At 71.1% G+C, this 25,971-nt stretch carries 30 protein-coding genes; 11 read left to right on the top strand and 19 right to left on the bottom strand.

The window, feature by feature from the left end; translation table 11 throughout:
* Nucleotides 1-13: 13 nt before the first annotated feature.
* From N8J89_RS00700 to N8J89_RS00690, 3 genes are all read right to left on the bottom strand, one after another.
* Nucleotides 14-895 carry a glycosyltransferase family 2 protein gene (locus N8J89_RS00700; RefSeq protein WP_283662449.1) on the bottom strand — a complete coding sequence of 294 codons (882 nt, stop codon included), beginning with the start codon at nucleotides 893-895 and terminating at the stop codon, nucleotides 14-16.
* 34 nt (nucleotides 896-929) lie between these two features.
* Nucleotides 930-1,766, bottom strand: a complete 837-nt coding sequence (locus N8J89_RS00695; RefSeq protein ID WP_349497435.1) for a Cof-type HAD-IIB family hydrolase — start codon at nucleotides 1,764-1,766, stop codon at nucleotides 930-932.
* A gap of 67 nt (nucleotides 1,767-1,833) precedes the next feature.
* A complete protein-coding gene (locus N8J89_RS00690) occupies nucleotides 1,834-3,129 on the bottom strand; it encodes a restriction endonuclease (RefSeq protein ID WP_283662447.1) in 1,296 nt (431 codons plus the stop codon).
* Nucleotides 3,130-3,212: 83 nt separating this feature from the next.
* On the opposite strand from N8J89_RS00690, the gene N8J89_RS00685 reads away from it, so the two are divergent.
* Together N8J89_RS00685 and N8J89_RS00680 are read left to right on the top strand one after the other, a co-directional pair.
* Nucleotides 3,213-4,088: an LLM class flavin-dependent oxidoreductase gene (locus N8J89_RS00685; protein WP_283662446.1), complete on the top strand. Its 876-nt coding sequence runs from the start codon at nucleotides 3,213-3,215 to the stop codon at nucleotides 4,086-4,088.
* Between the two features lie 28 nt (nucleotides 4,089-4,116).
* The gene (locus N8J89_RS00680) at nucleotides 4,117-4,725 is read left to right on the top strand and encodes an endonuclease (RefSeq protein ID WP_283662445.1); all 609 of its coding nucleotides are present in this window, start codon (nucleotides 4,117-4,119) and stop codon (nucleotides 4,723-4,725) included.
* Here the strand turns inward: N8J89_RS00680 and N8J89_RS00675 are convergent.
* From N8J89_RS00675 to N8J89_RS00650, 6 genes are all read right to left on the bottom strand, one after another.
* On the bottom strand, nucleotides 4,722-6,257 hold the full coding sequence (locus N8J89_RS00675; RefSeq protein WP_283662444.1) for an MFS transporter: 1,536 nt from the start codon (nucleotides 6,255-6,257) through the stop codon (nucleotides 4,722-4,724). The two genes, N8J89_RS00680 and N8J89_RS00675, sit on opposite strands and share 4 nt — an antisense overlap.
* A complete protein-coding gene (locus N8J89_RS00670) occupies nucleotides 6,254-6,805 on the bottom strand; it encodes a TetR/AcrR family transcriptional regulator (protein ID WP_283662443.1) in 552 nt (183 codons plus the stop codon). Before N8J89_RS00670 ends, N8J89_RS00675 begins: the two co-directional genes overlap by 4 nt.
* Nucleotides 6,806-6,864: 59 nt before the next feature.
* Nucleotides 6,865-8,133, bottom strand: a complete 1,269-nt coding sequence (gene serS / locus N8J89_RS00665) for a serine--tRNA ligase (RefSeq protein WP_283662442.1) — start codon at nucleotides 8,131-8,133, stop codon at nucleotides 6,865-6,867.
* Between the two features lie 82 nt (nucleotides 8,134-8,215).
* A complete protein-coding gene (locus tag N8J89_RS00660; protein ID WP_283666044.1) occupies nucleotides 8,216-8,671 on the bottom strand; it encodes a DUF350 domain-containing protein in 456 nt (151 codons plus the stop codon).
* A gap of 64 nt (nucleotides 8,672-8,735) precedes the next feature.
* Nucleotides 8,736-9,905 carry a glutathionylspermidine synthase family protein gene (locus N8J89_RS00655; protein ID WP_283662441.1) on the bottom strand — a complete coding sequence of 390 codons (1,170 nt, stop codon included), beginning with the start codon at nucleotides 9,903-9,905 and terminating at the stop codon, nucleotides 8,736-8,738.
* Nucleotides 9,906-9,907: 2 nt separating this feature from the next.
* The gene (locus N8J89_RS00650) at nucleotides 9,908-10,447 is read right to left on the bottom strand and encodes a hypothetical protein (protein WP_349497434.1); all 540 of its coding nucleotides are present in this window, start codon (nucleotides 10,445-10,447) and stop codon (nucleotides 9,908-9,910) included.
* Nucleotides 10,448-10,648: 201 nt separating this feature from the next.
* Between N8J89_RS00650 and N8J89_RS00645 the strand changes: the two genes are divergently transcribed.
* Nucleotides 10,649-11,716, top strand: a complete 1,068-nt coding sequence (locus N8J89_RS00645) for a septum formation family protein (protein ID WP_283662439.1) — start codon at nucleotides 10,649-10,651, stop codon at nucleotides 11,714-11,716.
* A gap of 2 nt (nucleotides 11,717-11,718) precedes the next feature.
* Entirely contained in the window at nucleotides 11,719-12,069 is a 351-nt protein-coding gene (locus tag N8J89_RS00640) for a metallopeptidase family protein (RefSeq protein ID WP_252485643.1), read from the top strand.
* Here the strand turns inward: N8J89_RS00640 and N8J89_RS00635 are convergent.
* The gene (locus N8J89_RS00635; RefSeq protein WP_283662438.1) at nucleotides 12,066-12,692 is read right to left on the bottom strand and encodes a histidine phosphatase family protein; all 627 of its coding nucleotides are present in this window, start codon (nucleotides 12,690-12,692) and stop codon (nucleotides 12,066-12,068) included. The genes N8J89_RS00640 and N8J89_RS00635 overlap by 4 nt on opposite strands.
* A complete protein-coding gene (pheA, locus tag N8J89_RS00630; protein ID WP_283662437.1) occupies nucleotides 12,689-13,609 on the bottom strand; it encodes a prephenate dehydratase in 921 nt (306 codons plus the stop codon). Before pheA ends, N8J89_RS00635 begins: the two co-directional genes overlap by 4 nt.
* 141 nt (nucleotides 13,610-13,750) lie before the next feature.
* Here pheA and N8J89_RS00625 point away from each other — a divergent pair, with 141 nt between their 5' ends.
* Together N8J89_RS00625 and N8J89_RS00620 are read left to right on the top strand one after the other, a co-directional pair.
* Complete coding sequence (locus tag N8J89_RS00625; protein ID WP_283662436.1) at nucleotides 13,751-14,332, top strand: macro domain-containing protein; 582 nt, start codon at nucleotides 13,751-13,753, stop codon at nucleotides 14,330-14,332.
* Nucleotides 14,333-14,344: 12 nt separating this feature from the next.
* Entirely contained in the window at nucleotides 14,345-14,629 is a 285-nt protein-coding gene (locus tag N8J89_RS00620; RefSeq protein WP_283662435.1) for a putative quinol monooxygenase, read from the top strand.
* 74 nt (nucleotides 14,630-14,703) lie between these two features.
* Here N8J89_RS00620 and N8J89_RS00615 read toward each other — a convergent pair whose 3' ends face one another.
* Entirely contained in the window at nucleotides 14,704-15,180 is a 477-nt protein-coding gene (locus tag N8J89_RS00615) for an Hsp20/alpha crystallin family protein (RefSeq protein ID WP_283662434.1), read from the bottom strand.
* Nucleotides 15,181-15,287: 107 nt separating this feature from the next.
* Between N8J89_RS00615 and N8J89_RS00610 the strand changes: the two genes are divergently transcribed.
* Nucleotides 15,288-15,935 carry a response regulator gene (locus N8J89_RS00610; protein WP_252485649.1) on the top strand — a complete coding sequence of 216 codons (648 nt, stop codon included), beginning with the start codon at nucleotides 15,288-15,290 and terminating at the stop codon, nucleotides 15,933-15,935.
* 12 nt (nucleotides 15,936-15,947) lie between these two features.
* On the top strand, nucleotides 15,948-16,757 hold the full coding sequence (locus N8J89_RS00605; protein WP_283662433.1) for a CPBP family intramembrane glutamic endopeptidase: 810 nt from the start codon (nucleotides 15,948-15,950) through the stop codon (nucleotides 16,755-16,757).
* A 307-nt stretch (nucleotides 16,758-17,064) separates the two neighbouring features.
* On the opposite strand, the gene N8J89_RS00600 is transcribed toward N8J89_RS00605, so the two are convergent.
* Entirely contained in the window at nucleotides 17,065-17,916 is an 852-nt protein-coding gene (locus N8J89_RS00600) for a glutamate ABC transporter substrate-binding protein (protein ID WP_283662432.1), read from the bottom strand.
* Between the two features lie 57 nt (nucleotides 17,917-17,973).
* A complete protein-coding gene (locus tag N8J89_RS00595) occupies nucleotides 17,974-18,597 on the bottom strand; it encodes a DM13 domain-containing protein (RefSeq protein ID WP_283662431.1) in 624 nt (207 codons plus the stop codon).
* 157 nt (nucleotides 18,598-18,754) lie between these two features.
* On the opposite strand from N8J89_RS00595, the gene N8J89_RS00590 reads away from it, so the two are divergent.
* Nucleotides 18,755-19,996: an arginine deiminase gene (locus N8J89_RS00590; RefSeq protein ID WP_252485653.1), complete on the top strand. Its 1,242-nt coding sequence runs from the start codon at nucleotides 18,755-18,757 to the stop codon at nucleotides 19,994-19,996.
* Nucleotides 19,997-20,134: 138 nt separating this feature from the next.
* Nucleotides 20,135-20,674 (top strand): ferritin, encoded by a 540-nt coding sequence (locus N8J89_RS00585; protein WP_283662430.1) that lies wholly within the window; start codon nucleotides 20,135-20,137, stop codon nucleotides 20,672-20,674.
* A 66-nt stretch (nucleotides 20,675-20,740) separates the two neighbouring features.
* Here N8J89_RS00585 and N8J89_RS00580 read toward each other — a convergent pair whose 3' ends face one another.
* The 4 genes from N8J89_RS00580 to N8J89_RS00565 form a co-directional block, all read right to left on the bottom strand.
* Nucleotides 20,741-21,232, bottom strand: a complete 492-nt coding sequence (locus tag N8J89_RS00580) for a SigE family RNA polymerase sigma factor (RefSeq protein WP_283662429.1) — start codon at nucleotides 21,230-21,232, stop codon at nucleotides 20,741-20,743.
* Between the two features lie 49 nt (nucleotides 21,233-21,281).
* Entirely contained in the window at nucleotides 21,282-22,115 is an 834-nt protein-coding gene (locus tag N8J89_RS00575) for a hypothetical protein (protein ID WP_283662428.1), read from the bottom strand.
* A complete protein-coding gene (locus N8J89_RS00570) occupies nucleotides 22,112-22,654 on the bottom strand; it encodes a SigE family RNA polymerase sigma factor (RefSeq protein ID WP_502868469.1) in 543 nt (180 codons plus the stop codon). The genes N8J89_RS00575 and N8J89_RS00570 overlap by 4 nt, the downstream gene beginning before the upstream one ends.
* Nucleotides 22,655-22,807: 153 nt before the next feature.
* Nucleotides 22,808-23,758, bottom strand: coding sequence for a DUF5926 family protein (locus N8J89_RS00565; RefSeq protein ID WP_283662427.1), 951 nt, complete (start codon nucleotides 23,756-23,758; stop codon nucleotides 22,808-22,810).
* 119 nt (nucleotides 23,759-23,877) lie between these two features.
* Here N8J89_RS00565 and N8J89_RS00560 point away from each other — a divergent pair, with 119 nt between their 5' ends.
* Nucleotides 23,878-25,071: a cytochrome P450 gene (locus N8J89_RS00560; protein ID WP_283666042.1), complete on the top strand. Its 1,194-nt coding sequence runs from the start codon at nucleotides 23,878-23,880 to the stop codon at nucleotides 25,069-25,071.
* On the opposite strand, the gene N8J89_RS00555 is transcribed toward N8J89_RS00560, so the two are convergent.
* Complete coding sequence (locus tag N8J89_RS00555; protein ID WP_283666041.1) at nucleotides 25,068-25,967, bottom strand: DUF4328 domain-containing protein; 900 nt, start codon at nucleotides 25,965-25,967, stop codon at nucleotides 25,068-25,070. The two genes, N8J89_RS00560 and N8J89_RS00555, sit on opposite strands and share 4 nt — an antisense overlap.
* Between the last annotated feature and the right edge of the window lie 4 nt (nucleotides 25,968-25,971).

Here is a 25,971-nt window from a genome sequence, read left to right as displayed (position 1 = left end):
CCCAACCCTAGGGTCAGCGCAGGGCGTGCCCGAGGAGGGTCCGCACTGCCGCGCCCTGCCCCGAAGCCACCGCGCCGGGCAGCTGGGTGAGCGCGTTCAACCGGGAGAACAACCGGCGCTTCGCGGCCTTGGCCGCCTGGTGCCAGCCGCGCTCGCGCAGCTCGGCCTCGATCTGGGCGAAGTAGTCCCGCTCCTGCTCGAACCGCTGCCCGGTCTTGGCCGCGGAGCTGGAGTGCCCGGCCCGGTGCCGCCGGTACTGGAACGCGGGCTCCTCGCCGACGACCAGGGAACCGCCCTGCAGCAGCACGTCGATGACCAGCCCCAGGTCGTGCACCGCGTCGGTGCCTTCCCGGAACGGCAGGTGCGCGGTGAGGTCGCGGCGGTAGGCGATGGCCGGGGTGTAGAGCCAGTTCCCGCGCAGCAGGCTGACCGCGGCGGCCTCGCCGAGCAGCTCGGTCTCCTTCTTGCCCGGACCGGCCAGCGCCTTGACCCGGTCCGGCAGCGGCAGGAACGGCTGGTCGGCCTCGTCGATGACCTGCACGCCCGGCTGCACCAGCGCGGCGTCCGGGTACCGCTGCAACAGCTCGGCGAGCTGGGTGCCGTAGTTGGGCAGCAGCAGGTCGTCCGCGCCCATCACCACGAACCGCTCGCGCTCGGCCAGCTGCACGCAGCGGAAGTGGTTGCCCGCGGTGCCCAGGTTGGTCTCGTTGCGGTGGTAGACGATGCGGTCGTCGCCGAGCTCGGCGATCCGCTTCTCCACCGCGGGCCCGTCGGGGTAGCAGTCCTCGACGATGACCAGCCGCCAGTCGGTGTCCACCAGCGCGCGGACGCTGTGCACCGCCCTCATCAGGTAGTCCGGATCGCCGTAGTACGGAATGAGAACGTCGAGCGCCATCACCGGGCAGATGCTAGTGGTAACCCCGGCCCGGTCAGAACCAGCGTTCCAGCACCGCGGCCACCCCGTCCTCGGAGTTGCTCGCGGTCACCTCGTCGGCCAGCGCCACCAGCTCGGGCAACCCGTTGGCCATGGCCACCCCGCAACCGGCCCACTTGATCATCTCCAGGTCGTTGGCCATGTCGCCGAAAGCGAGCACATCGGCCTGCGCGACCCCGAGCTGCTCGGCCACCCAGGCCAGCCCGGTCGCCTTGGTGATGCCGGGCGAGGCCAGCTCGATCAGCCCGGCCGAGGTGGAGAAGGTGATCCCCACCGCCCCGGCCAGCACCGCCTCGGCCGCCACGCTCATCTCCTCGCTGGTCATCCCCTCGTGCCGGACCAGTAACTTGATCGCCGACTGCCCGAGCACCTCGGCCCGGCTGACCTCCACCGACCGCGACTCCGGCCACGCGTGCGTGTACCCGTTCTCGGCCAGGAAGGCCCCGTACGGCTGGTCGGGCACAAAGGCCGGCCCCGCCCCGTCCGGCGCCCGCTCCACCGCGAACGCACAACCCGGGATCGCCTTGAGCAGCGCCGAGGCCACATCCCCGAGCAGCGGCGGCTCGAGCAACCAGCTCCGCACCACTCGCCGCTCCCCCACGTCGTAGACCAGGGCGCCGTTGGCGGTCACCGCGTACCCGTCCAGCGCCAGCTCATCGCTGATCAGGTGCACCCACCGCGGCGGCCTGCCGGTGGCCAGCACGAACGGCACCCCGTCCGCACGCACCGCGGCCACCGCCCGCCGGGTGCGATCACTGATGCGGTCCAGCGGGTCGATCAGGGTTCCGTCCACGTCAGATGCCACCAGCAACGGTTTGCGCACGCCGTTCATCCTGCCTGACCAGGGCACGGCCGCAGCCGGTTCCGCGCTGTGATCCTGCGCCGAAGTTGCCCCGCCGTCACTGGAGCAAGATCTCTTCCGGGCGGCGATGGGTGACCGCCATTTCCCGCTCGGACAACTGGTGCTCGACGCAGGCGGGCAGGTCGTCGCCAAAATCGTCTCGCGCCATCCGCCGGAGTTCGCGCAGCAGCTCCATCCCGCTGATCAGCACGATCGGATACTGGTCCTCCACAATTTCCTGCTGTGCCTTCTCCGAGTAGGCCGCGGTGGTCACGTAGACACCGATCCAGCCACGACGCAACCGAGCCACCACCCGAGCGATCTGCTCCGCGCTGATCAACGAAGTGGGTTTGACGCACTTGGCCTGTCCGAGCACGACCAGGCTCGTGCCCGCCAGACCGCTGCCGATCTCGAGCCTGCCGACGAAGTCGGTTCCGCCGTCGCCGGATCTGCTGGTCAACCAGCCTTCGCGGTAATTCTGCCCACCGGCTCCCAACACCCTGGCCGCTACGGCGGAGGCCAGTGCCTCGAACGCGTGCTTGTGGCCGTCGAAGCGCTTGTAGACCCAGTCCAGCTCAGCCTTGTCGATGCTGGTCTGCGGGCGCTGGTCACGAACCTTGACGATCTTGGCGCGCGCCACCTGGCGCCGGAGCCTCGGCAACGCGGAGTTGCCGCGCCGCACCCACTCCTGCCAGGCCCGCGGCGCAAGAGCGAGCGCCTCCTGGTCGGTGACGTTCTCGTCCCTGCGCGCGTCCACCCAGTCCCAGGAGACCTGGTCCTCTTCCTCACACAGGTCGATCAGCGCGATGTCGTAGACGTAGTTGACGAAGGACGTGTGCTCGCCTCCGCCCCGCTGCACCAGCCGCTCGGCCCGCTCGATGATGCCCAGTCCGCAGAACTCCACATGCCCCTTGTTTTTGCCGTTGCGCGACACCGAACGAAACAGCAACAAGGGGATAGCCGCGACCCGCGCTTCCGGAGTCCGTCCCTGATGGTCGACGAACGCTTCCAGGAGCGCGGCATTTCCGGTCGTTCGACCCACCGGCTTGGTCGAGGTCACTTTGTGGTCACCGAAATAGCGGACGTGGCCGTGATCCAGGTCGAAAACGTCGTGCCAGGGCGTGTCTTCGGTGCCTGCCTTCCACGGACTCGAACGGATGAGAATCGCCGGGCGTCGTCCAGCGACCTCGGCCATCCCATTGATGCCCGCCTCCAGGAGAGCCAGCTTCTTCCCTGGCGAGTGCGTCACGTAGTAGTAGTTGGGACAGCCGTCCAACGTGGGAGAGTGCTGGTCCCTGCTGCTCGCGTAGCGGTACACCTCGCCGACGCGCAAAAACCCGCCCACAGTGGCCACTCCCCACATCCGATCCAGCGATCCCCGCGACAGTAGCGATGGCAACCGACAACCGAGGTCCTGCCTGACTAGGCTCGGCGAACATGCGCTTCGGCATTGTGATCCTGCCCGAGCTCCGCTGGTCCGAGGCGGCCCGGCGGTGGCGGACGGCGGAGGAGCTCGGCTTCGACCACCTGTGGACCTATGACCACCTGGCCTGGCGGTCGCTGGCGGATGGGCCGTGGTTCGGCACCGTGCCCACGCTGACCGCGGCCGCGACGGTGACCGCCGAGGCCCGGCTGGGCACCTTCGTGGCCTCGCCGAACTTCCGGCACCCGGCCAGCTTCGTCCGGGAGCTGCTGTCCCTCGACGACATCTCCGGTGGGCGGTTCACGCTGGGGCTGGGGGCGGGCGGGGTCGGGTTCGACGCGACCGTGCTCGGGGGTTCGGTGTTGCCGCCGATGGCGCGGTTCCGGCGGTTCAAGGAGTTCGTGGAGCTGCTCGATCTGCTGCTCACCGAGGACCACGTGACCTACCGGGGTGAGTTCTTCACCGCGGTGGACGCGCGGACGCTGCCGGGCTGCCTGCGGCCCTCGCGGCTGCCGTTCCTGGTGGCGGCCAACGGGCCGAAGGCGATGGGGCTGGCGATCGAGCACGGGGCTGGCTGGTCGACCACGGGCACCGGCGGGGAGACCCTGGACGAGTGGTGGCGGAACCTGCGGGTGGTGACCGAGAAGTTCAACGAGACGCTGGCCGCCAGCGACCGGGATCCCGCCTCCATCGACCGCTACCTCCAGCTGGACGCGGCGCCGGTGTTCTCGCTGTCCAGTCCCGAGGCCTTCGCGGACGCGGCAGGGCGGGCCGCTGAGCTGGGCTTCACCGATCTGGTGACGCACTGGCCGCGGCCGGATGACTGGTACGCGGGCCGGGAGGAGACGCTGTTCGAGGTCGCCGGGAAGTTCCTCACGCCGCGGGCATGAACCCGGTGGCGCCGGGCACCCGAAGGGCATGAGTGCCCAGGACACGGTGCGCGACCTGCTCGAGCGGGGCGGCCGGACCTATGCCGAGCAGGCGGGGATCACGCTGGCGGACAAGCCCGCCCCGCTGTACCGGCTGCTGGTGCTGGCCACCCTGCTCGCCACCCGGATCCGCGCGGACATCGCCGTGGACGCCGCCCGCGAGCTGAAGGTCTTCGGCACCCCGGAGAAGATGCTCGCGGCGAGCTGGCAGGAGCGGGTGGACGCGCTGGGCCGCGCGCACTACGTCCGCTACGACGAGAGCACCGCGACCGCGCTCGGCGAGGGCGCCCAGTTGCTGCTGGAGCGCTGGCACGGCGACCTGCGCGAGCTGCGCGCCGAGGCGGACGGGGACACCGGGAAGCTGACCGGTCTGCTCACCGAGTTCCCGCGGATCGGGCCGGTGGGCGCGGACATCTTCTGCCGCGAGGCGCAGGCGGTGTGGCCGGAGCTGCGGCCCTACTTCGACCGGAAAGCGTTGCAGGGCGCGGAAAAAGCCGGGCTGCCGAAGGATCCGGCGAAGCTGGGTGAGCTGGTGAGTGGCCCGGACCAGGCGCGGCTCGCGGCCGCCCTGGTCCGGGCTGAGCTGGCTGACCTCTAGTGCTGGACGGTGGAGTCGGCGGAGACGCCCTTGAGCATGAACCAGGCGGACACCGCGGCGGCGGCGATCACCACCGCGGAGGCGACGCTGGCCCAGTGCATGCCGTCGACGAAGGCCTGCTGGGCCACCGTGACCAGCTGCTGGCCGAGGTCGCCAAGGCTCCTGGCGACATCGGTGGCGCCGCCCAGGGAGTCCTTGGCCACGGCCACCGCTTCGGCTGGGAGACCGGGCGGCGGGATCACGTTGGCCCGGTAGACCGCGGTCATGATCGAGCCGATCAGCGCGATGCCCAGTGCGGTGCCGAGCTCGTAGGCGGTCTCCGCGACCGCGGCCGCGGCGCCTGCCTTCTCCTTGGGCACCGCGGAGAGCACCACGTTCGCCGAGATGGTGAACGAGGCGCCGCAGCCGAAGCCGACCAGCAGCAGGATCAGGCCGAAGTACAGGTACGGGGTGTCGCCCTGGATGAACACGATCGCGCCCAGGGCGAGCGCGGTCAGGCCGAGGCCGCTGGCGCACACCGCCCGTGCCGAGTGCCGGGCGGCGAAGGCGCCTGCCAGCAGGCCGGAGATGACCGCGCCGACGGTGACCGGCAGCTCCCGGATACCGGCGTCGAAGGGCTGGTAGCCCTGCACCAGTTGGAGGAACTGGGCGCCGAAGAACACCACGCCGGAGAGCGCGAGCACCGCGAGCAGGTCGGCGAAGACCGCGCCGCTGAACTTGCCGGTGCGGAACAGCCGGACGTCGACCAGCGGCACCGGCAGCTTCAGCTGGCGGCGGGCGAACCAGGCCAGCACCACCACGCCGACGCCGAGGCCGATCGCGGCGGGCAGGCCGAAGCCGACCGCGGCGATCTCCTTGATGCCGTAGACCAGCGCGATCATGCCGACCAGCGAGGCCACCGCACTGGGCAGGTCCCAGGCGCCCGGCTTGGGGTCCTTGGACTCCGGCAGCACCTTCCAGCCGACGATCAGCAGCACGATCATCACCGGCACGTTGATCAGGAAGACCGAGCCCCAGTGGAAGTTCTGCAGCAGCACGCCGCCGACCACCGGGCCGACCGCGGCGCCTGCCGAGGTCATCGCGCCCCAGATACCGATCGCCATGACCCGCTCTTTGGGGTCGGTGAACAGGTTCCGGATGATCGACAGGGTGGACGGCATGATCGTCGCGCCGGCCAGGCCGAGCAGCGCGCGGGCGGCGATGAGCGTGGCCGAGGTGGTGGCGAACGCGGCCAGCACCGAGATCAGGCCGAACGCCACCGCACCGATGAGCAGCAGCTTCTTCCGGCCGATCCGGTCGCCGAGGGTGCCCATGGTGACCAGCAGGCCGGCCAGCACGAAGGAGTAGATGTCACCGATCCACAGCAGCTCCTGGCTGGTGGGCTTGAGCTCCTCGGTGATCATGGGCAGCGCCAGGTGCAGCACGGTGCCGTCCACCGCGATCAGCAGCACCGCCAGCACCAGCGCGGACAACGCGATCCAGCGGGCCCTCGAGGACAGCTCGGTGTTCTGACCGGCGGTCGTCTCGCTCACTGCGCCCCTCCCCTGAGCATGCCGCCGATGAGCAGCTCGGCCACCGCGCGCGGCGCGTCCCTTGGCGCCAGCTTGCCGTCCAGCACCGCGAACCCGGCGCCGGTGAGCAGCGCGACCAGCGCCTCGACCAGCCACTCCGCGGTCAGGTCCACCCGGAACTGGCCGGACTCCTGGCCGCGCCGGATCAGCGCGGTGAGCCTGCGGTCGAGCAGGTCGTACCCGGCGTCCAGCTCGGGGCGGGTGATCAACAGGTGCTCGCCGGTGAGGAAGGCGTACAGGTCGGCGATGGGCATCAGCTCGCGCACCACCCGGCGCACCGCCTCGGCCGCGTCACCGTCCTCCGGCTTGGCCGCCTCCAGCGCGGCCTCGCCCTCGGTCAGCGCCAGCTTGGCCAGTTCGACCACCAGCGCGTCCCGGCTGGGCACCAGCCGGTGCAGTGTCGCCCTGCTTATCCCCGCCGCCTGCGCGACCTCGGCCATCGCCGCGTTGGGCCGGCGCACCAGCAGCGCGGCAGCCGCGCGCAGGACCCGTTCTCGGTCTGCCACCATGAGACGACGCTACCACCGGTGAGACAGCACTGTCTCATTCCGAGACTAACCCGAAACTGTTAGCGACTGACCGGCTTCAGCGCGTCCGCCCCGCCGAAGAACGGCCGCAGCGCCTCGGGCAGGCGCACCGAACCGTCCTCCTGCTGGTGGTTCTCCAGGATGGACACGATCCACCTGGTGGTGGCCAGCGTTCCGTTGAGCGTGGCCGCGACCTGCGGCTTGCCGTCGGCGTCCCGGTAGCGGGCGCCGAGGCGGCGGGCCTGGAAGGTGGTGCAGTTGGAGGTCGAGGTGACCTCGCGGTAGGTCTGCTGGGTGGGCAGCCAGGCCTCGCAGTCGAACTTGCGGGCCGCGCTGGCGCCCAGGTCGCCCGCGGCGGTGTCGATCACCCGGTACGGCAGCTCGACCTTGGCCAGCATCTCCTCTTCCCAGGTCAGCAGGCGCTGGTGCTCGGCCTCGGCGTCCTGCGGCTGACAGTAGGAGAACATCTCGATCTTGTCGAACTGGTGCACCCGGATGATGCCGCGGGTGTCCTTGCCGTAGGAGCCGGCCTCGCGGCGGAAGCAGGAGGACCAGCCCGCGTACCGCTTGGGCCCGTGCGTGAGGTCGATGATCTCGTCCGAGTGGTACCCGGCCATCGGCACCTCGGAGGTGCCCACCAGGTACAGGTCGTCATCGCGCAGCCGGTAGACCTCGCTGGCGTGCGCGCCCAGGAAGCCGGTGCCCTCCATGATCTCCGGACGCACCAGCACCGGCGGGATCATCAACGAGAAACCGGCCGCGACGGCCTGCTGCGCGCCCAGGTTGAGCAGCGCCAGCTGGAGCTGCGCGCCGACCCCGGTGAGGAAGTAGAACCGCGAGCCGGAGACCTTGGCCCCGCGCTCCATGTCGATCGCGCCGAGGCCCTCGGCCAGCTCCAGGTGGTCCTTGGGCGTGAAGTCGAACTCGCGCGGCTGGCCGACGTGCTTGAGCACGACGTAGTCGTCCTCGCCGCCGTGCGGGATGCCGTCCACGATGATGTTGGAGATCCGGCGCTGGGCGGCGACGAACTCTGCCTCCGCCTCGTGCTGCTCGGCCTCGGCCGCCTTCACCTCGGCGGCCAGCTCCTTGCCCTTGGCCAGCAGCGCCGCGCGCTCCTCGCCCTGTGCCCGGCCGACCTGCTTGCCAAAGGCCTTCTGCTCACCTCGCAGGGTGTCGGCCCTGGAGACCACGGAGCGCCGCCGCTCGTCCGCACTCAGCAGCGCGTCCACCAGCGCCGGGTCTTCGCCCCTGGCACGCTGCGAGGCGCGCACCAGGTCCGGGTTCTCGCGGAGGGTCTTGAGGTCGATCACAGTCGGTCAGCCTAGCGCCTGACCAGGGTGATCAACGCGGCGGGCGGGTCCAGCCGGACCCCGCCCGCCGCGCCGGTGGAGATCAGCTGATGGCGACCGCGACCACCAGGCCGAGGCCCAGGTGCGCCGAGGCGACGACCAGGCTGGCCGGGGTGAACTGGTCCGCGCGCAGGATGGCGCCGATGTCGATCCGGGTGGCCCACTCCAGCAGCCGCACCGCGAGCACCTGCACGATGATGCCGACCAGGCCGAAGATCAGCGCCAGCAGCAGGCCCTCGGTGAGCTTGCCCGCCGCGTTGTAGATGGCCACCACCACGATGAAGGCCATGCTGAGCAGCCCGGACGCGGTGATCACCACCGCGTTCGGCGAGCCCGCCCGCACCATCTGGTTGAGCTTGCCGGGGGTGGTCAGGTCGATGGCGTAGAAGCCGACCAGCATGAGCAGCAGGCCAACCACCGCGTACAGCGCGATGGCCCCGATGCCGCGGACGACGTTGGCGCCGAAGCCGGGCTCCAGCGCGAGGCTGGACACGGTCATCAGGTTGGACACTTGGGGTTCCTCCTAGTTACCCGACCGTCTGCGTTGGACGGTCCAGTGTGGACTACGACGACTGCGGAATCCGGTGCGGCACGAACGCCGCGCCGTCGTCGGTCACCAGACCGACCGTCTCCCTGATGCCCAGCCCCGCGGAGTGGTCGCCGACCACCCAGGCGCCGAGCACCGGCCGCATCCCGTCGAACTCCGGCAGCGGCGAGAACAACTGGTAGACGAACCCCTCGGCGCCGTACACGCCGCCGGTGCGCTGCTCCATGCCGGGCGCCACGATGTCGATGTTGGCGCCTTCCCGGCCGAGCAGCGGCTTCTTCACGTACTCGGTGAGGAAGCCGGGTTCGTTGAGGTAGGCGGGCAGCAGGTTCGGGTGCCCCGGGTACATCTCCCACAGCACCGCGAGCAGCGCCTTGTTGGACAGCAGCATCTTCCACAGCGGCTCGATCCACAGCGTGCCCGGCAGCGTCTCCACCGCGTGCCTGCCGAACGGGTCGTCGACCAGCCACTCCCACGGGTAGAGCTTGGCCACCGTGCCCATCGGGTCCTCGCGGAGGTCGACGAACCGGTGCAGCACCGGGTCCCAGCCGATCTCCTCGATGGCCAGGCCCACCGTGTCCAGCCCGGCCTCGGCCGCGGTCTCCTGCAGGTAGGCCGCGGTGATGTGGTCCTCGCCGCTGGCGTCCGCGCCGGAGAAGGTGAAGTGCACCAGCGGCGAGGGCAGCTTGTCGGCCAGCTCGCCCCAGCGCTCCACCAGCTTCTCGTGGATGGAGTTCCACTGGTCGTGGCCCTCGTGCGTCTCCTGCAGCCAGTTCCACTGCACCACCGCGGCCTCCAGCAGGGAGGTCGGGGTGTCCGCGTTGTACTCCAGCAGCTTGGCCGGGCCGGAGCCGTCGTAGCGCAGGTCGAAGCGGCCGTAGAGGTGCGGGTCGTGCCGCCGCCAGGACTCGGCGATGGCCGGCCACACCCACTCCGGGATGCCGAAGTCCTTGAACCGCTCGGTGGTCACCACGTTGTCCACCGCGTCCAGGCACATCGAGTGCAGCAGCTCGACGTCGGCCTCCATGGCCAGCACCTCGTCGAGCTCGAAGACGTAGTGCACCGACTCGTCCCAGTACGGGCGGCGGCTGCCGTCGGCGTAGGTGGCCGGGGAGCCGTAGACCAGGCCCTGCCCGGCGATCCGCGACTCCCAGTCGGGGCGCGGCGCTGAGGTCTCGCGACGCACGGTCAGCTGCCTCCGCTGGAGCCGCCGCTGCCACCGCGGATGCCGAAGCCGCCGCGCTGGATGGACTTGCCGCTGGCGGTGGTGATGTTGGCGTCCTTGGGCCGCACCGAGCTGCCGCCGGTGATCTTCTGCCCGTAGCTGCCGCTGCCGCCGTAGTTGTAGCTGTACTGGCGGCCGCCGCTGTAGATGAACACCCCGCCGCTGTGGCCGGAGGCGCCGTGCGAGCGCGCGTAGTCGTCGTCGCAGTAGTCGTCGTCGACCACCACGCCGTTCTGGTCGACGCAGCGCGCGGTGACGTCGTCGGGCTGCTGCGCGGCGTACCAGATGGCCACCAGCGCGACCACGCCCACGGTCACCCCGCCGCCGATGAGCAGCCGTTTGCGCAGCTTGGCCTTGCGCTCGGCCTCGGCGATCTCCGCCTGACGCTGTGCCAGCTCCGCCTGCTCGGCCTCCTGACGAGCACGTTGCTCGGCCAGGGTCGGCGGACGGGCCCTCGTCGTACTCGGGTCCTGGTGGCTAACCTGTCCTCGCCTGGGAGGCACAGGAGGCTGCTGGTTACCCGGATTCACGTTCTCAGTCATCGACCACTCCCGGCGGCACCGTACCTACGTCGTCCCTGTGACGGAGCAAGAAGGCTGAATAGCAATACACGTCACCCGGATGGCCGTATGCAATGGGGGCCTCACGGCATGATGGAGAGGATGCCAGAGCCCCAGACGTCGACCGCTGATCGGATTCGCCTCATGAACAACACGGCAAGCACCCGCCGCGTGATGGCAGGGGCGTTCGCCGGTGCGCTGATGGTCCTGGTGCTGAGCACCGTCCTAGGGTGGCACGTCGGCCCCGAGGTCGCAGGGGAGACCGACGGCCCGGCCAGCGCGGTTCGGGACGCGCCGCCCGGCACCTGCCTGACCTGGACCCGCCAGGACGCGGGCGACGCGCGCCGGGTGGAATGCGACAAACCGCACCTGTTCGAGATCACCGGCTCGGTCGACCTGGCCGCGGACTTCCCGCCGGGCTCGCCGTTCCCGGACGCGATCCGCTGGGAGGGCATCGCCGCTGACCGCTGCACCGAGATGTCCGTGCAGTACCTGGACGGCCGGTTCGACCCCAACGGCAAGCTCGGCGTGAACCTGCTGCGCTCCGGCGAGAAGAGCTGGAACTCCGGGGAGCGCAAGGTCTGGTGCGGCATGCAGGACGCGGGCCCGTCCGGGCTGCTGTTCCCGACGGCGGGCAGCGCGAAGACCGCTGACCCGTCCAACGTGCACCCGCCGGGCATGTGCCTTGGCATCAGCGGCAAGCAGGTCTACGACCCGGTGCAGTGCGACCGGCCGCACGCCTACGAGGTGGTCGGCGTGGTCAACCTCGGCGCCCGGTTCCCGCAGGAGTTCCCGGCCGAGGCCAAGCAGGACGAGCTGCTGGCCGCGGAGTGCCCGAGGACCGCGGCGGAGTTCGCCGGCGGCCAGGACGTGGTCAGCCGCAAGGGCCTGATCGTGTTCTGGGACACCCTCAAGCAGGAGAGCTGGCTGGCCGGCGCGCGCCGGGTGGAGTGCAAGGTCGGCGCGCGGCTGCCGGACAAGAGTGGGCTGGCTCCGGTGCACGGCAGCGTCAAGGGCGATGTGCTGGTCGGCAAGGAGCAGGCGCCGGTGCTGCTGTCCAAGCTGCCGCCGGGCGCCCCGGCCCCCGCGGGCAGCCCTGGCACCGAGGTGAAGGCGGAGGAGACCGTGGTGCCCACCAACGCCAACTCCGAGCACCCCGGCGGCACCCCTGGCGGCGGCGCGCCGGCCACCCCCACCTCCACCGGCGGCTAGCCGTGCCGGTGGACATGACGCCCGGCCGGTTCGACGAGCTGGTCGGCGAGGCGCTGGACGAGGTGCCGCCCGAACTGGCCAGGGCGATGGACAACGTGGCCGTCTTCGTCGAGCCCCGGCACCCGGAGGAGTCCGGGCTGCTGGGGCTGTACGAGGGCATCGCGCTGACCGAGCGCAACACCGACTACGGCGGCGTGCTGCCGGACCGGATCACCATCTACCGGGACGCCATCCTGGACATCTGCGAGACCGAGGACGACGTGGTCGAGGAGGTGGCGATCACCGTGGTGCACGAGATCGCGCACCACTTCGGCATCGACGACGCCAAGCTGCACGAACTGGGCTGGGGCTAGATCCTCTCGATCCCGAGCCACTCCACGAACCGCCAGCCACCCGAGCTGTCCGGGTCGGCCTCCAGCACCACCCGGCCGGTGTTGGGCAGGTACGGGTGCCCGGCGAGCACGTCGGTGCTGCCGTCGAGCAGGTGCACCGCCATCAGCCGGATCGCCGCGCCGTGGCTGACCAGCACCACCACCCCGTCGCTGTGCTCGGCGGCGATCTGGCGCACCGCCGCGCTGAACCGCTCGACCACCTGGAACCCGGTCTCGCCGCCGGGCGCGGAGCCGGCCAGGTCGCCGTCCAGCCAGCGGTCCACCACCCGGCTGAACTCCCGGATCGCCGCGTCGTCGTTGCGGCCCTCCAGCTCGGGGCCGACCTGGGTCTCGTGCACGCCCTCGATCACCCGCACCGGCACCCCGTGCCGCAGCGCGACCGGGGCCGCCGTCATCTGGGCGCGCACCGCGACGCTGGCGTAGACCGCGGTGACCGGCTCGGTGGCCAGTTCCTCGGCCAGCTTGTCGGCCTGGCGGCGGCCCTCGGCGGTCAGCGGCGGGCCGGGCGGCTTGGAGTCCAGCGCGTGCCGGACGTTGGCCGGGGTCTGGCCGTGCCGCACCAGCATCAGTCGTAACGAGCTCATGCCCGCTCGCCCGCGCGCACCTGGGCCAGCCACTGGCCGGCCTCGGTGAACTCGGCCGCGCCGGTGCCCGGCGCCGGGGGCGGCGACTGGCCGTCGGCGCGCGGGAAGGAGCCGAGGAAGCGCACGTCGGAGCAACTCCGGTGCAGGGCGGCCAGCGCGTCGCCGACCCTGGGCTCGGCGATGTGCCCGGCGAAGTCGAGGAAGAACCGGTAGACGCCCAGCTTCTCCCTGGTCGGCCGGGACTCGATCCGGCACAGGTCGATCCCGCGCAGGGCCAGCTCGACCAGCACCGCCGACAGCGAGCCCGGCCGGTTCTCGGTGACCACCACGATCGAGGTGCGGTCGTTGCCGGTCGGCGCCGGCAGCGGGCCGGGCTTGCGGACCAGCAGGAACCGGGTCACCGCGTCGGCCACGTCGCCGATGTCGGTGGCCAGCGCGGTCAGCGCGGAGCCCTCGGCCGCGATCGGCGCGGTGATCGCCGCGTCCGCGCTGCCCTGCGCCACCGCGACCGCGGCGGCCGCGGTGGAGGTGGTGGCCAGCTCGGCCGCGCCCGGCAGGTTGGCCGCCAGCCACTCCCTGACCTGGGCCAGCGCGTGCGGGTGGCTGGTCACGGTGCGGATGTCGGCGGCCGTGGTGCCGGGCCGGACCAGCACGGTGAAGCGCACCGGCAGCACGGTCTCGGCCACCGCGACCAGCGGGCTGCCCAGGGCCAGGCCGTCCAGGGTGGGCGGCACCGAGCCCTCCACCGAGTTCTCCACCGGCACCACCGCGGCCTCGACCTTGTCCAGCCGGACGCTCTCCAGTGCCGCGGCGACCGTGGTGGCCGGGACCAGCTCGTGGGCGGCCGGGTCGAACAGACGCCGGGTCGCCTGTTCGGTGAAGGTTCGTTCCGGCCCCAAGTAGGCGATGCGCGGCATACCTCACCCTAACCCGGTAGCGGGAGGCCGCTGTGTCCTTGCTCTCAACCGTGAGAACACCCACCCGACTGGTGGAAGACCCGGTGACCGGCCGTGTTGGTTTGCTGCAATGCTTTCCCCGTGACCGGCGATGCTTGGGGCGTGACCGGGAAAGTGCAACCGAAGGCGGCAGTGCCACGCCTGGTGCTGTGCGCCGTGGCCGGCCCGCTCGGCTGGGAGTGGGAGCGCGCGGCGGCCGGCCGCGCCGGGGTCGAGGTGCACCAGGGTTCGGTGCTGGACCTCGACGTGGACGCGGTGGTCAGCCCGGCCAACTCCTACGGCTGGATGCGCGGCGGCATCGACGCGGTCTACGCCACCGCCTTCCCCCAGGTCGAGCAGTACGTGCGCAGCGCGGTGCTGGCCCTGCACGGCGGTGAACTGCCGGTCGGCGAGGCGCTGATCGTGCCCACCGGCGAGGCGGCCCCGCAGTGGCTGATCAGCGCGCCCACCATGCGGGTGCCCGGCGAGCTGCTGCCCAAGGACACCGTGCACCCGTACCTGGCCGCCCGCGCGGTGTTCCGGCTCTGGCTGGAGGGCAGGCTGGAGGACGGCACCCCGGTGCGCCAGGCGGTCCGCTCGATCGCGCTGCCCGGACTGGGCACCGGGGTCGGCGGAGTGGACCCTTCGACCTGCGGCCGCCAGGTCACCGCGGCGTGGGACGAGGTCTTCGGCTCCCGGAACTGAGAAGCTAGGCCCGTGATCATCATCGCGGGCTGGCTGGACGTCGATCCGGAGACCAGGGACGCCTACCTGCGGGACTGCCTGCCCGCGATCGAGCTGGCCAGGGCCGCGCACGGCTGCCACGCCTTCGTCCTCGCACCGGACCCGTTGCTGCCCGGCCGGATCACCGTGTTCGAGCGCTGGGAGTGCGATGAGGACCTGGCCCGTTTCCGCGGCGACGGCCCGGACTCGGCGCAGACCGCGCAGATCAGGGACGCCTCGGTGGCCCGCTACCGGGTTTCCGCGGTCGAGGACCCCTGATCCGGCGTACGCTGAACGCGAAAGGGGCATTCCCGTGGTGCAAGCACGGGAATGCCCCTTTTGTTCGCTGTTGGTCAGCCTGCCTCGACGGCCGGGCGCTCGGTGGTCTCGCCGCCGCGGATGGCGATCTTCGCCGGTGCGGCAGGCACCTTCACCACCTCGCGGATGCGGACCTTGAGCAGGCCGCGGTCGTAGTCGGCCTCGATCTGCTCGGCGGTGACGCCGGCGGGCAGGGAGAACTCGCGCCGGAACTCGCCGTGCCGGATCTCCTTGCGGATCAGGCCGCCCTGCTCCTCGGAGTGCTCGTCGTGCCTGCGGCCGCTGATGGTCAGGCGGCGCTCGGCCACCTCGACCTCGACGTCCTTGGCCACGTCGACGCCGGGCAGTTCCAGCGTGAGCACCACGTCGGCGCCGTCCTTGCGGACGTCCGCGGCGGGCACAAAGCCCTGGGCGGCGGGCGCTGAACGGGTCAGGCCCTCGAAGACGTCACGGTCGAACTGGCGGACCAGCGCGGTGAACGGGTCCCACGTGGAACGGACTGCAAGAGCCATGTTCTTTCACCCTTTCCAGGTTCCTCACCGGCGGTTTTAGCACTCGCCGGTCATGAGTGCCAACGACCTGCGAGCCGGAGATGTTCCCGCCCCCGTAACCTGATCTGGTGCCGATCCGGGTCCTGCTCGTCGACGACCACGAGGTGGTCCGCCGCGGCCTGCGCGACCTGCTGGACACCGAGGACGACATCCAGGTGGTGGCCGAGGCGGGCAGCGTGGCCGAGGCCGAGGTGGTCGCGCTCGCGCACCGCCCCCAGGTCGCGGTGGTGGACATGCGGCTGCCCGACGGTGACGGGGTGGCGCTGTGCCGCACCCTGCGCGCCCAGGGCCCGGACGCGCCGCGCTGCCTGGTGCTGACCGCCTTCGACGACGAGGCCGCGCTGGTCGGCGCGATCATGGCCGGGGCCTCCGGCTACCTGCTCAAGCAGGTGCGCGGCCAGGACCTGGTGACCGCGGTGCGCGAGGTGGCGGCCGGGCGCTCGCTGCTGGACCCGGTCACCACGGCCAGGGTGCTGGACCGGCTGCGCCGCGGCGATCCGGAGCCGCCGGACGAGCTGGCCGCGCTCACCGACCAGGAGCGCAAGGTGCTCGGCCTGATCGGCGAGGGCCTGACCAACCGGCAGATCGCCGAGCGGCTGTTCCTGGCCGAGAAGACGGTGAAGAACTACGTGACCTCGGTGCTGGCCAAGCTCGGCATGGAGCGCCGCACCCAGCTCGCCGCCTGGGTCGCGCGCCGCTCACACGGGACCGACTGACACGCTGCCAGCATGGCGAGCGTGATCAGCAGGTGGCTGAACCCGGCGCGGCCGGAGATCGAGGTGATCACCGACCCGGTGCAGCGGCGGGCGGTGTGGATCGAGCTGGCGATCGTGTTCGCCGCGACGCTGGGCCTCTCCGGCCTGCGCAGCCTGCTCTCCCTGATCGGTTCGCTGTTGCAGCCCAAGCCGCTGAGCCAGCAGTCGGTGGCGCTCAACGTCCCCCGCTCCGCGCTCAGCCTGCTCGACCTGGCGCACCAGCTGCTCGGCGTGCTGCAACTGCTCGCCTGGGGCGCGCTCGGGGCCTACCTGCTGTGGAAGGCGGGCAAGAAGCTCTCCGAGGTCGGCCTGGACCGGCGGCGACTCGGTTCCGACGCGTTGCGCGGACTCGGCCTCGCCGCACTGATCGGCCTGCCCGGCATCGCCTTCTACCTCATCACCAGGGCGATGGGGCTGAACCTGACCGTGGTGCCCTCGGCGCTGGATGACACCTGGTGGCGCACCCCGGCGCTGATCCTGTCCGCGATCGGCAACTCCTGGGCCGAGGAGGTGCTGGTGGTCGGCTACCTGATCACCAGGCTGCGCATGCTCGGCTGGTCGGAGAACCGGTCGCTGGCGGTCTCCGCGGTGCTGCGCGGCTCGTACCACCTGTACCAGGGCTTCGGCGGGTTCGCGGGCAACATCGTGATGGGGCTGGTCTACGGCCGGGTCTGGCAGCGCACCAACCGGCTCACCGCGCTGGTGGTGGGGCATGCGGTGATCGACATCGTCGCCTTCGTCGGCTACGCGCTGCTGCGCGGCTCGGTGTCCTGGCTGCCGTGAGGCGGGGAGCTGACGGACGGGCGGGGCATCTCCAGGGTGGGGGGCACGGAGCAGGCCCCGCCCGTCCGGGTGCCGGAGGGGGCGGGCAGCTATCCCCTACGGCTCGCACGGTCTGACCGGGCGGTGTCAGACCGGGATTAAGTCCATGGCCGACACGATAGGGGTAAAAGAGCCAATTCCAAGCCCTGCGGACATTAGTTCAACCCAGGGAGGGAGTACCGATCAAACCAAGGTCGGATACCGCATCCGACTATCGTTGGTTTGGATCACTCCAGCGGACCAGTCGGGCTTTGCCGGCCCTTATAGGTCATGGCGAGTCGAGAACCTCGGGTGGTTCAGGAATCTTATAGCCAGATTTTCCGATGTTCGCTTCAACGGCTCGTTTCCAGCTGCCGTCGGAAACCATCTTGCGCAGCGCGGCGGTCACCTTCGGCGTGCGCTCGTCGCCCTTGCGCAGGCCGATGCCGTAGCGCTCCTGGGAGAACGGCTTGCCGACCAGCTTGAACTTCTCCGGCTGCGCGGCGGCGTACCCGGCCAGGATCACGTCGTCGGTGGTGACCGCGTCCACCGGGTCCTCCGGGTCCTCCAGCGCCACCAGGCACTCCGGGTAGGACGGGAACACCCGCAGGGTCACGTTCTTGGCGTAGGCCTGCTTGACCTTCTCCGCCGGGGTGGAGCCCTGCACCGAGCACAGCTTCCAGTCGCTCTGGTTCAGCGACTCCGGCCCGGTGATGTCCGAGGTGGTCTTGCGGACCAGCAGCGCCTGCCCGGCCACGAAGTACGGCCCGGCGAAGTCGACCTTCTTCTTGCGCGCGTCGCTGATCGAGTAGGTGGCCGCGACCAGGTCGACCTTGCCCTGTTCCAGCAGGGTCTCCCGCTCGGCGCTCTTGGCCTCGACGAAGGTGATGTTGCCCGGGTGCACGCCGAGCTCCTTGGCCACGTAGCGGGCCACGTCCACGTCGAACCCGGCGAAGCTGTTGTCCCCGGTCTTCTGGCCGAGCCCCGGCTGGTCGAACTTGATGCCGACGGTCAGCTTGGGGCCACCCGGCGGCGGGGCGTCCACCGGCTCAGCCGGGGAACCGAAGATGCCACAGCTGGCGAGAGCTCCCACCGCGACAACCGCGGTGCACACGTGCCACAGCGCACGAACCTGTCGCATTCCGTCGTTCCCTCCGGACCCGGTCACTCCGGGGGAGGCTACCCGAACGGGTGAGCGTCACAGCGTGAGCGGGGCGGAACCGAATGCGACGTTGAACCGGTCGCACCAGATGACCACACTGCGCAGGCCGTCCAGCTCCGCGTCGGCCGGAATGGCGTAGTTCTGGTTGCCGTGGGTGGCCTTGAGCTTGCCCAGTTTCACGAAGCGCCCGTCGTCGTACTTGCCCCATTCGCCACCCGCTGACTGATCGGTCAGCCACACGTGCAGGTCAGGACCGTCGCTACTGGCCAGGCCGGTGAGGCGAAGCACCCGGGAGCCGTCGGCCAGGCGCAGCACGGCGGCCTTGCCCTTGGTCGGGTGCTCCTGGGAGACGAAGTCGCCCGTGGCCAGGGTGCCGGGCCGGGCGGGGGGTGCGGTGGCGCTCGGTTGCCCGGTCCCCGGCGCTCCGGTGCCGGGGCCGCCCGCGCCCGGACCGTCCGCGCCTGGCCTTCCCGTGCCCGGTGCTCCCGTGCTCGGCGCTCCCGTGCCCGGTGCGCTGGTGGCCGGGGTCCCGGCGGACGGGCTGGCCGGGGCCTCCGCCACCGCGCCGGTGGGCAGGGCCTCGTCGACCGTGCTGCTGGTGAAGAGCTTCCAGGGCTGGAACAGGTACAAACCGACGCCCAGAACCGTTGCGACAATCACAATCGCAACCAAAACGACCGGACGACGCAACAAACCGCGCTTCGGGGCCGTGTCCTGGTTCACAATCCGCCTCCTGAGGTTCGACTCCTTACATCCAAGCCGAAATCCTCTGATCAGCGCGCTGCCAGGAGCTTTCAAGAGCATTACGCTCCGCTGCGTGAGCGCCCACCAGATCGCAAGCGAGACCCCTGCCGCCGAGCCGATCCACCGGGTGGACAGCGAGGTCGGCCCGCTGCGCACCGTGCTGTTGCACCGGCCCGGCGCGGAGCTGAAACGACTCACCCCGCGTAACAACGACCAGCTGTTGTTCGACGGGGTGCCCTGGCTCGGCCGGGCCCAGCTGGAGCACGACGCCTTCGCCGAGACGCTGCGCTCGCGCGGGGTGGAGGTGTTGCTGCTGGGCGAGGTGCTGGTGGAGGCGCTGGCCGACCCGCGGGCCCGCTTCGGCGCGGTGCACTCCGCGGTGGACGAGCGTCAGCTGGGCCTGGACCTGGCCGACGCGCTGCGCTCGCACCTGACCGGGATGAAGGCCAAGGACCTGGCCGGGGTGCTGATGGCGGGCATGACCTTCGAGGAGCTGCCCGCCGCCGAGGGCGCCTCGCTGGTCCGCCAGATGCACCTGCCCACCGACTTCGCGGTCAACCCGCTGCCCAACCTGCTGTTCACCAGGGACTCCTCGGTGTGGGTGGCGGACAGGGTGGCCATCACCTCGCTCGCGCTGCCCGCGCGCAGCAGGGAGACCGCGCTGACCGACCTGATCTACGCCTACCACCCCAGGTTCAGCCGCACCGGCCGCGCCTACGGGGCGCACTCCGCGCCACTGGAGGGCGGCGACGTGCTGCTGCTGTCCCCCGGCGTGCTGGCCATCGGCGTCGGTGAGCGCACCACCCCGGCCGGCGCGGAGTCCTTCGCCCGCTCCGCCTTCGCCGACGGCCTCGCGCACACCGTGCTCGCGGTGCCGATCGAGCAGGAGCGGGCCACCATGCACCTGGACACCGTGTGCACCATGGTCGACCGGGACGCGGTGGTGATGTACCCGGCGGTGCGCGAGACCCTCTCCGCCTACCCGCTGCGCCCGGACGGCTCCGGCGGCGTGCTGGTGGACGGTCCGCTGCCGTTCCTGGGCGCGGCCGCCGAGGCGATGGGCATCGACCGGCTGCGGGTGATCGACACCGGCCTGGACGCGGTGACCGCCGAGCGCGAGCAGTGGGACGACGGCAACAACACGCTGGCCGTGGCGCCGGGCGTGGTGGTGGCCTACGAGCGCAACGTGGAGACCAACTCCCGGCTGGAGGACGCCGGGGTGGAGGTGCTGCGGATCGCCGGCAGCGAGCTGGGCTCCGGCCGTGGTGGCCCTCGGTGCATGTCCTGCCCGATTGCGCGAGACACGCTCGGGTGATTACAGCGGAAACGGCTCGCGCAATTACGGAATGGAATTGCACAAGCCAGCCTAACGAGAGTTTCGCAAAGGCTTGGCTAAGTTAGGCAAACCTGACTTAAGCTGCGGAAACGCGAATTCGGTTGTATTCTTTTCGGCATGACCACGACCACCAAGTTCCAGCAGCTGTTGCAGACCCAGGTCCGGAATGAGCTCACCGCGTCGCAGCAGTACCTCGCCGTCGCGGTCTGGTTCGACGCCAAGGACCTGCCCCGCCTGGCCGCGCACTTCTACCGCCAGGCGCTGGAGGAGCGCAACCACGCCATGATGATCGTCCAGTACCTGCTGGACAACGGTCTCCCGGTGTCCATCCCCGGCGTGGACGAGGTGCGCAACGACTTCAGCTCCGTGCGCGAGCCGGTCGAGCTGGCCCTCAACCAGGAGCGGCACGTCACCGACGAGATCACCGCGCTGGCCAAGTCCGCGCGGGACGAGGGCGACTACCTCGGTGAGCAGTTCATGCAGTGGTTCCTCAAGGAGCAGGTCGAGGAGGTCGCCGCCATGTCGACCCTGCTCACCATCGTGGACCGGGCAGGCGACAACCTGTTCAACATCGAGGACTTCCTGACCCGCGAGCACGTCGGCGACGAGGGCAGCGAAGACCCGACCGCGCCGCGGGTGGCCGGCGGCAGCCTCTGAGCCAGCACCGCTTCCACCACGGGCCGGCGCCCGTGGACCGCGACCCGGTCCACGGGCGCCGCCGTGTCAGTCCTGGCCGGTGTCCTCGCCGAGCTTGAGCCGCAGCGCCGCCATCGCCTTGCTGGCCTGGCTCTTCACCGTGCCCTTGGTGACGCCGAGGGACTCGGCGATCTCGGCCTCGGTCAGGTTGTCGTAGTAGCGGAGCACGATCACCGCGCGCTGGCGCGGCGGCAGCTCGCGCAGGGCCTGCCAGAGCGGCTCGTTCTCCAGCCGGTCGGCCTGCTCGTAGCTCTGGCTGTCCTCCGGCAGGTCGGCGACCAGGCTCTCCTTGCGCACCCGGCGCCAGCGGCTGACGTGCGTGTTGGCCATCGCCCGCCGCACGTAGGCCTGCGGGTTGACCTCCTGGCGGAGCAGTTTGCGCCAGCGGGTGCCGACCTTCTCCAGCACCGACTGCACCAGGTCGGCGGCATCGTGCGGGTTACCGGTCAGCGCGTGCCCGTACCGCAACAGCGCTGGCAGCGACATCCGCACGAACTCGCCAAAATCCTCGTCCACCAAGCCCCCATGTCACCCATCCCCGCCCAAGGATAGGAGGTGGGACCAGGGGTCATGGGTAACAGTCCTGCTCTCTCAACTCGAGTCGAATCTCTTTGACCGAGTTGTTCTGCATGATGAACCAGTAGTTGGCCGCCGCATTGCCGGGAACCGCGACCACGCGCTCGCCGACCGCGCCGTGATCGGTGCCGTACTTCGGGTAGACCCGGTCGAAGTCGGCGACCGGCGCGCCCACGCCGATACCCTCCGAGGTCCGCTCGTCGCCGCGGCCGTTGATCCGCACCACGCCCTTGGCCTTGGAGATCACCACGCTGTAGAAGCCCGCCGCCCTGGGGCTGCCCGCGTAGTCGTAACCGAAGCAGCCGGTGTTGGACTCGGGCTTGGCGTTGGGCTTGATCAGCCCGGTGGCCACCGCCTGCTCCTGGGGCATGCCCAGCCGCAGGCCCCGGTAGGCCACCGGGCCCATCTGCTCGGTGCCGAAGATCTTCGGCGTGACGGTCGAGGTGGGCGTCTTGCTGGAGGAGCTGGGCGGGGTGCCCTGGCCGGAGCCGACGCCGCTGCCGCCACGACTGGGCGTGGTGCTGGTGGCGCTCGGCTGGTCCGCCGCCGAGCTGCTGGCCACCGAGGTCGGCGCGGGCGTGGTGGTGAAGGTCAGCGACGTGGAGTCCGCCGGCTGCACCGTGTTGGTCTGCTCCGGCTGCAGCACGGCCAGCGTGCCGGCCACCACGGCCAGCGCGCTCAGCGCACCGGTGGCGGCCACGGCCGCCCTGCGGCGCCGCTGCCTGCGCTTGACCCCGGTGAGCACCGCGTGCTCGGCATCCGGCAGGGGACGTAGCTCCAGCCGATCGTCGGAGAAGAGCCTGCGCAGCTCGTCGTCGACGTTCATCGTTGATCCCCTCCTCCGACCAGTGAGCCCAGTTTGCCGCGAAGCGTCACCATGGCCTTGCTCGTCTGACTCTTGACCGTGCCCTTGCTCACTCCGAGCGCCTCCGCGATCTCGGCTTCGGAAAGCCCTTCGTAGTACCGCAGCACGATCACCGCGCGCTGCCGCGGCGGCAGGTCCCGCAGGGCCTGCCACAGCGGTTCGTTCTCCAGCCGGTCGGCCTGCACGTAGGACCGCACGTCCGGCAGGTCGGCGACCAGGCTCTCCTTGCGCACCCTGCGCCAGAAGCTGATGTGCGTGTTCGCCATCGCCCGCCGCACGTAGGCGGCCGGGTTGTCCGACTGCCGCAGCACGGTGTGCCACCGCGAGCCGATCTTCTCCAGCACCGACTGCACCAGGTCGGCGGCGTCGTGCGGGTTGCCGGTGAGCGCGTGCCCGTAGCGCAGCAGCCCCGGCAGGGACATGCGGACGAACTCGCCGAAGTCTTCCCGCACCGTGGCTCCCCCAGCCGCGCTGTTCTCGATCTCCCCCACACCCGGCACGGCGGGCGCCAGCCCCACTCCCGTCCCGAAGACCCAGCCCGGTGCCGCCACCGCCGACGCTCCCCTCCGTGCGACCCGACCGCGGGCCGCCGACATGAGGTTCACGTCTGGTGGTGCGCCAGGGTTGCCCTGGCGCCCACACCAATCGGACCGTTACCGGAGCGTTACCTGACGACCGCGCAGGCCGTCCCGGGAACGGCGCTCGGCCTCGGACAGCGGCTCCTCGTCCAGGGAGGCGAGTGCGCTGGTCAGCCGCTCACCGAGGGCGGAAGCCGGCTGCGCCCACTCCTTGGAGTGCTGCTCGCGGTCCACGTCCCACACCGGCACCAGCAGGCCGTGCGCGCGGAAGGAGCCCGCGTAGCGGGAGCCCTCGCCCAGGTCGTGCTCGCCGCGCACGGCCAGCCGGGCCAGCGCGGCCAGCAGCCGCTCCTCCTGCTCCGGCCGGACCCAGCGCACGTGCGCCTTGTCCCCGGCGTCCACCCAGTAGGCCGCGTGCACGCCCTCGGCCACCACCGGCTCGGTGGGCATGATCGCCGCGTTGGCCCGTTCCAGGGACAGCGCCACGTCGCCGGTCTGCTCGGCGTCGGCCGGGATCCACCAGGAGAAGTCGGCGTGCAACTCGACCTCCAGGCGCGCGTCCGGCACCAGCAGGTCCTGCAGGCGCAGGGTCTCGCCCTCGGCCGCGGCCGGGGCCACCGACAGCGCGTTGCCCGGCTCCGCGGTCTGCGCCCAGCGCAGCGCGCGGGCCAGGTCGCCGCTGATGTCACCGGTGCGGGTCTGCACCTGGAGGCCGATGAAGGCGGCGCCGTCGGTGCGGACCAGTGCGGCGGCGGCCATCGGCAGCACGGTGGCCACGGTGACCGGGCGGGCGCCTGCTTCGGCCAGCGGCAGCGCCGCGGTGGCCGAGGGCACGAACTCACGCAGCGCGATCAGCTCCGGCTCGGCGGCCAGGCCCTCGAACGGCCGGATGACCATCACATCGGCGGCCGAACCGCCGTGGCAGGCCTTGTACCGCTTGCCGGAGCCGCACGGACAGGGCTGACGCGGCCCGATGCCACCCTCGGCGGCTTGGTTCTTGCGCTTGGCCGCGGTGCGCTTGGCCATCCGGTCCTCCTAGGGAAACTGGTGATCTGCCGGACCGTAGCAGGGGCGCGAGCACGTATTTCTACCCAGGACTCGCCACTCGGATGGACGAGTGACAGGCCCAGGACTTACCGTCGGTGATCGTGTCTCCCTTTGCTCCGAACGATCCGGCGTTCATCGCCGACCCGTACCCGCGGTTCGCGCAGCTGCGGGCGGAGGGAGAGGTGCACTGGCACCCTGAGCTGGGCCTGGCGGTCGCGGTCTCGCACTCGGCCTGCTCCGCGCTGCTGCGGCACCGCGCGCTGGGCCGGGTGTGGCAGGACGCCTGCCCGGTGGACAGCTTCGCCGCGTTCAACCTGCTGCACCGCAACTCGCTGCTGGAGAACGAGCCGCCCAAGCACACCAGGCTGCGCAGGCTGGTGGCCACCGCCTTCGCCCGCGGTCACACCGAGCGGCTGCGCCCGTGGGTGAACACCCTGGCCGACCAGCTGGTGGACACCCTGGCCGCGCGGATCGCGGTGGACGAGCAGGCCGACCTGCTCAAGACGGTGGCCGAGCCGCTGCCGGTGGAGGTGATCGCCGAGCTGCTCGGCGTGCCCGCGCCGGACCGGCACCTGCTGCTGCCCTGGTCGCACACGATCGTGAAGATGTACGAGTACGGCCTGGCCGAGGACCGCCGCCAGGCCGCGGAGCAGGCGTCGGCGGAGTTCGTCGCCTACCTGCGCGAGCTGATCGGCCACCGCCGGGCCAACCCGGGCGAGGACCTGGTCAGCGACCTGGTCTCGGTGGCCGACACCGACGGCGAGCGGCTGACCTCCGACGAGCTGGTGGCCACCGCGGTGCTGCTGCTGATGGCCGGGCACGAGGCCACCGTGAACGTGGTCGGCAACGGCGTGCTGGCCCTGATGCGCCACCGCGACCAGTGGGACCGCCTGGTCGCCGAACCCGAGCTGCTGCCCAGCGCCGCCGAGGAGCTCATCCGCTACGACTCCCCGCTGCAACTCTTCGAGCGCACCGCCACCGCCGAGGTGGAGATCGCCGGCCACCACCTCCAGCCCGGCGACAAGATCGCCGCCCTGCTCGGCGCCGCCGCCCGCGACCCCGAGGTCTTCACCGACCCGGACCGCCTGGACCTGGGCCGCTCCCCCAACCCGCACCTGGGCTTCGGCGCAGGCATCCACTACTGCCTGGGCGCGCCACTGGCCAGGGTCGAGGTCACCGCGATCCTGGACGCCCTGCGCAGACGACTGCCAACCCTGGAGCTGGCCGGAGAGCCGGAACGCCGCGCCGAGTTCGTGATCCGCGGCCTGCGCACCCTGCCGGTGACGGCCTAGCGCACGGCGTCCTTCGGACGTTCCCGGCGCGGTAGCAACGGCAGTTCCGCGCCCCGCACGCTGATCAGCTCAAACCGCCGCACCGTCGCCGGGTTCACCGGAGCCAGCAGCGCGTTGTAGCGCTTGAGCAGCCGGGCCGAGCGGATGGCCACCAGCGCCAGCAGGGCGTCGGCGGCCAGGTGCCAGAGCACGCCGTCGGCCTGGGCCTGCACGCCGGTGCGCAGTGACCAGAGCAGGGTGATGCCGGAGACCAGCAGGCTGACCGCCCAGATGAGCCACCACTGGGACAGCTCGCGGGAGGGCTTGGGCCGCTCGGCAGGCGGCTTCTCCAGGATGGTGTGTTCCAGCTCGGCCAGGGTGGCGCCGGGCAGCAGCAGGTTGACGCCTGGGATCAGCAGGCCGGCCACGACCTGCCAGTTCGGCCGGTCCGGGCGGGTGCCGGTGAGCTCGCCTGCGACCTGGCGGGCGCGCAGCAGCCACAGGATGCCGACCAGTGCGGCCAGTGCGGCGCTGACCGGGGTGATCACGCCGCCGGTGACCACCAGGGCGTCCGAGGTGTGCAGCAGTCCAGCTGGCAGCACCGCGTTCCGGCTGACCAGCAGCAGGATGTAGCGCAGCAGCTCGGCCGCGGCGGTGAACGCGGCGGCCGCGCCGGTGATCCAGAACAGCGGCAGCGCGCTGCCGGCCAGCGCGCGCATCCGGTCCACCGGCTGGGCGACCGGCTTGTCCGCGCCGGGCACCGCGGTTGGCCAGCGCCAGGTCAGCGCGGGGAAGCCCCAGCGTGGCGGGGCCGGGTAGGCGGGCGGGCCGGAGTAGTGCGGCTCGGGCCTGCGCGGGCGGTACGGGCGCAGCGGAACCGGTGGACTGGCGACCCAGTCCACCCGCATCGGCTGCATCGGT

Origin of the sequence: Crossiella sp. CA-258035 (assembly GCF_030064675.1) — a bacterium.
Taxonomy (GTDB): Bacteria; Actinomycetota; Actinomycetes; order Mycobacteriales; family Pseudonocardiaceae; genus Crossiella.
The sequence above is the reverse complement of the archived record's forward strand: the minus strand, read 5'-3'. Positions and strand labels throughout refer to the sequence as shown.

Coding starts and splice junctions, on each gene's coding strand:
- N8J89_RS00700 (WP_283662449.1), bottom strand. CDS start 895: ATGGCGCTCGACGTTCTCATTCCGTACTACGGCGATCCGGACTACCTG.
- N8J89_RS00600 (WP_283662432.1), bottom strand. CDS start 17,916: ATGCGACAGGTTCGTGCGCTGTGGCACGTGTGCACCGCGGTTGTCGCG.
- N8J89_RS00615 (WP_283662434.1), bottom strand. CDS start 15,180: ATGGCTCTTGCAGTCCGTTCCACGTGGGACCCGTTCACCGCGCTGGTC.
- N8J89_RS00695 (WP_349497435.1), bottom strand. CDS start 1,766: ATGAACGGCGTGCGCAAACCGTTGCTGGTGGCATCTGACGTGGACGGA.
- N8J89_RS00685 (WP_283662446.1), top strand. CDS start 3,213: ATGCGCTTCGGCATTGTGATCCTGCCCGAGCTCCGCTGGTCCGAGGCG.
- N8J89_RS00575 (WP_283662428.1), bottom strand. CDS start 22,115: ATGAACGTCGACGACGAGCTGCGCAGGCTCTTCTCCGACGATCGGCTG.
- pheA (WP_283662437.1), bottom strand. CDS start 13,609: ATGCCGCGCATCGCCTACTTGGGGCCGGAACGAACCTTCACCGAACAG.
- N8J89_RS00605 (WP_283662433.1), top strand. CDS start 15,948: ATGGCGAGCGTGATCAGCAGGTGGCTGAACCCGGCGCGGCCGGAGATC.
- N8J89_RS00680 (WP_283662445.1), top strand. CDS start 4,117: ATGAGTGCCCAGGACACGGTGCGCGACCTGCTCGAGCGGGGCGGCCGG.
- N8J89_RS00565 (WP_283662427.1), bottom strand. CDS start 23,758: ATGGCCAAGCGCACCGCGGCCAAGCGCAAGAACCAAGCCGCCGAGGGT.
- N8J89_RS00635 (WP_283662438.1), bottom strand. CDS start 12,692: ATGAGCTCGTTACGACTGATGCTGGTGCGGCACGGCCAGACCCCGGCC.
- N8J89_RS00585 (WP_283662430.1), top strand. CDS start 20,135: ATGACCACGACCACCAAGTTCCAGCAGCTGTTGCAGACCCAGGTCCGG.
- N8J89_RS00670 (WP_283662443.1), bottom strand. CDS start 6,805: ATGGTGGCAGACCGAGAACGGGTCCTGCGCGCGGCTGCCGCGCTGCTG.
- N8J89_RS00555 (WP_283666041.1), bottom strand. CDS start 25,967: ATGCAGCCGATGCGGGTGGACTGGGTCGCCAGTCCACCGGTTCCGCTG.
- N8J89_RS00660 (WP_283666044.1), bottom strand. CDS start 8,671: ATGACCGTGTCCAGCCTCGCGCTGGAGCCCGGCTTCGGCGCCAACGTC.
- N8J89_RS00645 (WP_283662439.1), top strand. CDS start 10,649: ATGAACAACACGGCAAGCACCCGCCGCGTGATGGCAGGGGCGTTCGCC.